Source organism: Paracoccus sp. DMF (assembly GCF_004407025.1).
Lineage (GTDB): Bacteria > Pseudomonadota > Alphaproteobacteria > Rhodobacterales > Rhodobacteraceae > Paracoccus > Paracoccus aminovorans_B.
In genome coordinates this window covers 1-7,187 of sequence record NZ_SOKV02000079.1, presented here as the reverse complement: position 1 = coordinate 7,187, position 7,187 = coordinate 1, and the positions used below count along the sequence as shown (strand labels likewise).

General features: G+C 65.2%; 4 protein-coding genes and 1 pseudogene. All 5 read right to left on the bottom strand.

Translation table 11 applies throughout. The annotated features are described in order from the left end of the window. Nucleotides 1-172 precede the first annotated feature (172 nt). On the bottom strand, nucleotides 173-3,520 hold the full coding sequence (locus E3D03_RS19685; protein ID WP_263568363.1) for an error-prone DNA polymerase: 3,348 nt from the start codon (nucleotides 3,518-3,520) through the stop codon (nucleotides 173-175). Continuing rightward, nucleotides 3,517-5,016, bottom strand: a complete 1,500-nt coding sequence (locus tag E3D03_RS19680) for a Y-family DNA polymerase (RefSeq protein ID WP_263568362.1) — start codon at nucleotides 5,014-5,016, stop codon at nucleotides 3,517-3,519. Before E3D03_RS19680 ends, E3D03_RS19685 begins: the two co-directional genes overlap by 4 nt. Continuing rightward, a complete protein-coding gene (locus tag E3D03_RS19675; protein ID WP_263568361.1) occupies nucleotides 4,943-5,545 on the bottom strand; it encodes an ImuA family protein in 603 nt (200 codons plus the stop codon). The genes E3D03_RS19680 and E3D03_RS19675 overlap by 74 nt, the downstream gene beginning before the upstream one ends. Continuing rightward, on the bottom strand, nucleotides 5,535-6,176 hold the full coding sequence (locus E3D03_RS19670) for an SOS response-associated peptidase (RefSeq protein ID WP_263568360.1): 642 nt from the start codon (nucleotides 6,174-6,176) through the stop codon (nucleotides 5,535-5,537). The genes E3D03_RS19675 and E3D03_RS19670 overlap by 11 nt, the downstream gene beginning before the upstream one ends. 335 nt (nucleotides 6,177-6,511) lie before the next feature. Further along, a pseudogene (locus E3D03_RS19665) lies at nucleotides 6,512-7,187 on the bottom strand (DUF2793 domain-containing protein); the annotation flags it as partial.

Below are 7,187 nucleotides of genomic sequence, written 5' to 3'. Positions count from 1 at the left end.
CACAGGTTCAAATCCTGTCCCCGCAACCAAAAATACCAGCCTTATCAAAGACTTCAAAGCCGAGCATAACGCTCGGCTTTTGCCATTCCAAATTCTTGTCAACACCTGGTCAACATTCGACGAGTCCCCCATCGACGGGCCAGCGGATGACCGAATGCTTCCATTTTCCCGATCAATGGAAATCCCGACTCGGAAACAGCTTCCGTGCCTGTTCGCGGGGATGGCGCGCTGTTGGTCTCATTCTGCCGCCAGTCTGGCGCATGGTTTCATCGGCGCGACCGTCGTTGGGCGCGATCAGGACAGGGCGGCCCAGAGTGGCCAGCAGGGGTGAAACATCCTCGACCCTCTCGGCGATCAGATGGGTGACCGGGCCGTCGCGCTCGATCCGGCCGGTCACGCGCACGAGCCGCCCGGCGATCACCGCCTTGCGAAAGGTCTCGTAGACCTTCTTCCAGACCACGACATTGGCTGTGCCGGTCTCGTCCTCCAGAGTGAGGAAAATGACGCCCGACGCCGTGCCGGGGCGCTGCCGGGTGATCACAAGGCCGGTGACTGTGACGCGGCCACTGGCCTGTGGCAGGCGATCATGGGCCAGGCTTTCGGCCAGGCGCTGTCGCAACAGTTCCATCGGATGGGCGCGAAGGCTGAGCCGCAACGACAGGTAATCCTCGATCACCTCCTGACCCAAGGTCATCTGGGGTAGCTTGACGTAGGGTTCGGTAGCTCCCTCGCCGTCGGAACCAAAGAGGGGCAGCGGCACCGGGGCTTTCAGCGCCTTGGCTGCCCACAGAGAGTCTCGGCGATTGAGACCGATGGCGGCAAAAGCGTCAGCCTCGGCGAGCCGTTCCAGCGCATCGGCGTGCACGCCCGCCCGGCGCCACAGGCTTTCGACATCGGGATAGCCGTTACCGCGCGCGGCTGCGATCCAGATGGCGTCCTCTTCCCGCATCCCCTTGATCTGCCGGAAGCCCAGCCGCAGGGCGAGCGCCCCATCGGGGCGTGGTTCCAACGTGCAGTCCCAGAACGAGTGGTTGACCGAAATGGGCCGCACCTCCACTCCATGATCGCGGGCGTCGCGGACCAGCTGTGCAGGTGCATAGAAGCCCATCGGCTGCGAATTCAGAAGCGCGCAGGTGAAGACCGCCTGATGGTGGCATTTCAGCCAGGCGGAAATATAGACCAGCCGCGCAAAGCTGGCGGCGTGGCTCTCGGGAAAACCATAGCTGCCGAACCCCTCGATCTGGGCAAAGCAGCGCGCCGCAAAATCGGCATCATAACCCCGCGCGAGCATTCCGCTGACAAAGCGGTCGCGGAACGAACCGATGGTGCCCATGCGTTTGAAGGTGGCAAGCGACCGACGCAGGCGGTCAGCCTCGGACGGGGTGAAGCCTGCCGCGACAACGGCGATTTGCATCGCCTGTTCCTGAAACAGCGGCACACCATAGGTGCGACCCAGAACCTCCATCATCGCGGGACCGAGATCTTCGACCTTTTCGCGCCCCATGCGGCGGTTGATGAAGGGATGCACCATGCCGCCCTGAATCGGGCCGGGGCGGACGATAGCGACCTCGCAGACCAGGTCATAGAATTTGCGCGGCCGCATCCGGGGCAGGAAGTTCAATTGCGCCCGGCTTTCAACCTGAAAGACCCCGATCGCATCGGCGCGGCAGAGCATATCGTAGATCGACGGATCCTCGGGCGGCACATTGGCCAGCGTCAGCTGCTGCCCGCGATGCTCATCCAGAAGCGCAAACGCCTTGTGAATGCAGGTCAGCATGCCAAGTGCCAGAATATCGACCTTCAGAAGGCCAAGCGCGTCGATGTCGTCCTTGTCCCATTCGATGATTGTCCGGTCGTCCATCGCCGCATTTTCAATTGGGCAAAGTTCGTCCAGACGGCCTTTGGTGATAACAAAGCCGCCTACGTGTTGCGAAAGATGGCGAGGAAAGCCGATGATCTCGCCGATCAGTCGCACGGCCAGTTGCACGCGGCGGTCGGCAAGCGATAGGCCCGCATCGCGCAGCCGGTCCTCGCCGGGGGGGGCCGAGGACCAGCCCCAGATTTGCCCGGAAAGCCGCGCGATCACGTCCTGCGACAATCCCATGACCTTGCCAACCTCGCGGATGGCGGCGCGGCTGCGGAAATGGATCACCGTTGCGGTCAGGCCGGCACGCTCGCGGCCATAGCGGGCATAGATCCACTGGATCACCTCCTCGCGGCGTTCGTGTTCGAAATCCACGTCGATATCCGGCGGTTCGCCCCGCTCCTTGGAGATGAAACGCTCGAAGATCAGGGTGATCGACTCGGGCGGCACCTCGGTAATGCCCAGAAGATAGCAGACCACCGAATTGGCGGCGGAGCCGCGCCCCTGACAGAGGATGCCCTTCGATCTGGCGAACTGCACGATGTCGTGGACGGTCAGGAAATAGGGGGCGTAGTCCACCTCGCGGATCAGGGTCAGTTCCTTTTCCACGCGATGCACGATCTTTGGCGGCGCACCAGAAGGGTAGCGCCAGTGAAGACCTTCGCGCGCCAGCCGTTCCAGCCGGTCCTGCGCTGGCTCGTTCTCCGATTCATCGGGATATTGATAGCGCAGGTCGCTGAGGCGAAAGGCGCAACGGTCGGCAATCTCCAGCGTGCGGCGCAGCGCGGCGGGGTGGCGGTGAAACATCTTCGCCATCTCGGCGCCGGATTTCAGGCGGCGCTCGCCATTTGCCAGCCGGTGTTCGCCGATTGCGTCGATGGTGCAGCCAAGGCGCAGGCAGGTCAGCACATCGGCCAGGGGGCGACGGGCGGAACGGTGCATCAGCACATCGCCCACAGCGACCATCGGCTGGCTCACCTCCTGCGCCAGAATGCCGATCCGGTCGAAACGGATCTGATCCCGGCCGTCATAGCGCGGGGCGGCCCCCAGGAAGCACTGACCGGGGAAGGCGCGACCGATGGCGCGAAGATCGCCGCGGGTGCTTTTCGGGCCGGGATCGTCCAGCGGGTCGGGCGAAAGGGCGATCAGCACCATGCCCTTGCCCCATTCGACCAGATCGGCGCGTTGCAGGTGACATTCGCCCTTGGCCGCGCGCCGCTTGCCAATCGACAGAAGCCGGGTCAGGCGCGACCAGGCGGCAAGATCGGTGGGCAGGGCCAGCCATTCCACGGCGGAGTCAGTCAACACCAGACGCGCCCCGGCGATCAGTTTCGGCAGCGGCGCGTCCGACATGGCGGGGGCATCAGTCTGTCCGGTGAAATGCGGCACGGTCTGGCGGCTGGAATGGTCCGTCACGCGCTGCGAGCGGATGATTGGGCCCGCCTCTGCCGCCGCGGTCCGCGCCTCGTCGCGCAGACGCGCCAGTTCCTTCAGCGCGGAGAAGGCCCGCACCACGCCTGCCACCGAATTGCGATCGGTGATGGCGATGGCACTCAGCCCCAGTTCTGCCGCCCGCGATACCAGTTCCTCTGGATGCGAGGCGCCGGTCAGGAAGGTGAAGTTCGATGTGACGCAAAGTTCGGCGTAGGGAATCATGCGAACTCCCCCTGTACGTGCCAGTTCTGCGCCCCTCCGGGCGCGGGCCAGGCCGGGGTTTGCGGGGTGTGAAACAGCCAGAGCCGCGGCCCTTCCCGGGTTTCGATCCGCCAGTAATCGCGCAGGCCCGACCGCCAGGCGGGATCGTCGAACCACCATTCCGGCGTGATGCGTTCTGGGCCCAGCGCGCGCAGCGTGGTGAAGCGCATGCGCCGCCAACGGAAACTCGCGGGCGGGTTGCCCGAGGCGGCGGTCACCGGCTCGGGCGGAAACAGGGAGATCGGCCGCGCCGCCCCCCCGCGATGCGGGATCGGTTCGGATGCGGAATAAGCAGCCGGGGCCAAGAGGAAACTGCGCTCAGGGATCAGGCTGGTTGCAGGCAACAGCCGCAGCACCCGGTCAAAGCCGATGCGGTTGCCGACAGAGGACAGAAGATCAGCCAACGCATCGTCGTGCCGGATCGCCTGGCCGCCACCAATCTGTTCCGGCGCAAGGGCCTCTGTCACCGGGGCAGTCAGGCGAAGGGCATCAATGCCGAAACCGGCATCCACCTCGTCCACGCCCTTGGCAAACAGCGCAGCGATGCGGGCCGCGTCGCGCATCGGGCGGGCGAGACCGATCTCGACCTGTGAAGATTGGCGATCAACTCGGCGCAGCTCCAACCGGACCCGGCGTGCGCCCATCCGATGCTGGGCGAGTTTGGCGCAGAGCCGGTCCAGCAGGCGCTCCAGCCCCGCCATGACATCGGATTGCAGCCCGATCGGTTCGGGGAGCGTCATCCGCACCCCAAAATGCGGGGCGTCCGGTTCCGCTGCAACGGGCTCGTCCCGCTGCCCGAGCGCCTGATCCAGCCGCAGAACCAGCCCTTGCCCGAAGCGGCGGGCCAGAGGCGCGCGCGGCAAATGCGCCAAATCGGCAATACGTGCCAGACCCACCCGCGCCAGCGCCTCGGCCGTTTCAGGATCCGCTCTGAGGGCTGTCACCGGCAAGCGACCGATTCCCTCGATCAGTCGCCCGTCAGGCACGATGCCGCCGCCGTTACGAGCCAGCGCATGGGCTGCGCCTCGGGTTCCTGCTATGGCGCTTTCCGCATGCAGGCCCGCCCGCGTCAGTCGCGCGTGCAAGTCCTCGCGCAAATCGGCTTCGCCGCCAAACAGATGCGGCACGCCCGAGATATCGGCCAAAAGACCGTCCGCGCCATCCGTGGCAATCATGGGGGCATAGCGGCTGGCCCAGCGGCGCAAGGACACCAGCGCCGCCGCCTCACGCGCCAGATCAGCGGGGCGGATGGCAAGATCGGGACAGATCGCGCGGGCATCGGCCAGTGCCATGCCGCGATGCAGGCCGCGGGCCGTGGCGGCGGGGTTCAGGCAATGCAGATGATCGGCATTGCCCGAGCGCTGGCTCAGGGCAAGGGGCCCTTCAACCGGGTGGTTCCGCAGGCTGATGTCGCTGGCCAGCCTCGGAAACCAGATGGACAGCAGCCGTCGCGCCATTCCAGTTCACAATCCAACTTCCGCAAGTTCCCTTTTTGTTCTTATTAAGGGTCCAGCAATGCAGAGTCGAGTCCGCCGCCGGGCTTGCTACGGGGGCACAGGCCCAGCGCGTTTCGGTGGCATTGCTGCCCGCGCCTTCGCGGATCAGCATCAGGCCGGTGGTCCGCCCGGCCTCGGCCGCCAGTTGCAGGCGACGCCCGGCGGTCAGCGATAGGGGCTTTTCCGGTTCGGCGATGACAAGGCCGACGGGAGCCGAGCGCAGTGCCTCCTCGATGCACCACAGCAGATCGGTCTCGCCCTCGGCGCGGAACAGGTGCAGCCGTTCGCCGACACCTTTCGGCAACCCGCGCAGCATCGGCAGTTCCGGCACATGGGCGGGCAGGATCCAGACCAGCGGGTCGGGATGCCGCACCGCCTGAAATAGCGCAAAGGTTCGGCGACCGCGGCCTTCGGCCTCATGCACACGTCGCCCGCGCAGATCGAAAGCGTCGGTGGGAGGCAGTTCAGGGCGCAAGGTCTCAGGCTGCATCTTCCCGCACTCCTTCCGCCACGATCTGCAGCGTCCCGTCGGGCAGTGGGCGTTGCAGCGGCAGGGCCTCGGCCACCGTTGCAGTCAGCCATCGCCGCCACTCCTCGGGCCTGGTCAGGATCACCGGCATTGCCTTGGGATGGATCTTCGCAACCTCGGCATTGGGTGGGCAGGTCAGAAAGCCGAACAGCTCTGCCGTTACCTCGCCCTCCTTCAGCTTGCGCACCGAGGTCCATTCGGTGCGGATGCCCGCGAAGAAGGCCAGGGGGCGATACTGGCCAAGCGCGAACCAAACCGGATGGTTGCGGGGTGCGCCCGGGCGGCTGTCGATCTCGGAAAAGCTGGTGAAGGGGACGAGGCAGCGATGCTCCACCCCGAGCCAGCGTCTCCAATGGGCCGAAGCGACATTGCGAATATTGGTGACGCCCGGATCGGTGCGCTTGCCTGCCAGAAACACCTGCGGTGTCGGCATACCCCAGCGCGCCATGGTCAATTGCCAGCCACCCTGTGTCCCGTGCCGGATGATCGGCGCGGGATAGTCGGGGAAGATTCCGGTCATGGGTGGCAGGTTGCCGGTCAGATCGACCAAGTCCTCGTCATCCCCGCGCATGTCGTCAAAGACATGGCGCATGGCGTCCTGGCTCTTGGTCTGGGAATACAAATTACACATGCGAAGGTCCGGGAATCATAAAGACAGGATGGAACATTGCCAGAACAGAGACTTTGGGGAAAGCGTGGTTCAGATTTCGGCCTGATCCAAGGTGCACAATTGTGCCCATCGCCGCATGCGACAGATGCCGCTTAGCCGTGCCACTATTCCGGCGCAGCGAATCCCTGCCGCTTTTTGAAACCGTGAACCTGTGATCCGGGCCGGGTGATACGCCGCGGTCGAGGCGTTCGGCGCTTCCCGTTTTTTGATGTCGCCCGGCCCGGGCTTCACACGAGCTGGCTTTCCAAGAAGCTGGATCAGAAGTCCGTCTCGACGTAGACCCCGGCGCAGTCGTAGGCGACGGCGGCGGCTGTCGCGCCGGTGTTCAGGAACAGCCGCGGCGACAGGAATTGCGTCGCGGCTGGCAGGTCGGCCGTGATTTCCTGTTCGAAGATGGCGCCGGTAACCTCGTTCACGGCTCGGACCCACACCGACGAACCGTTCGGCGGCGCAGCGATGAAAAGGGTCACGACGCCGCCGGTCGCGATGGCGAAGGCGGCCCCGAGGTCGGTCAAGGTCGGTGCTCCGGCCCCGTCATTGGCGACCAGCTGCCAGTTGGCATGGGTGCCGCGCTGAAAGCCGATGCCGATACAGTTGACGACGGCGGCCAATGTCAGCGTGATGGCGAGTGCTGCGGTTGATCCATAGAGCCCGAAGAACCCCATGCCTGTCGCCTGCAGCGTCGTCAGCGAAATCCGCGTCACGAAGGTCCAGCCCCCGAGACCCGCCGCGGTGCCACGCCAGCAGGCCCAACCTGCGGATCGCTGGTCAGCCACCGAGTCCACGACGGCCGCCGAGGTCAGGCGCCAGCGCCGCATGGAGGTCGCAAGGTTTGTCGCGGCCAGTGTAGGTGTCGAAACGGTGCCGACCGAAGTGATCGGCAGGCCTTCGGTGGTGACTGTCGTGCCGGTCGAGGGCGACCAGTTGGCGATC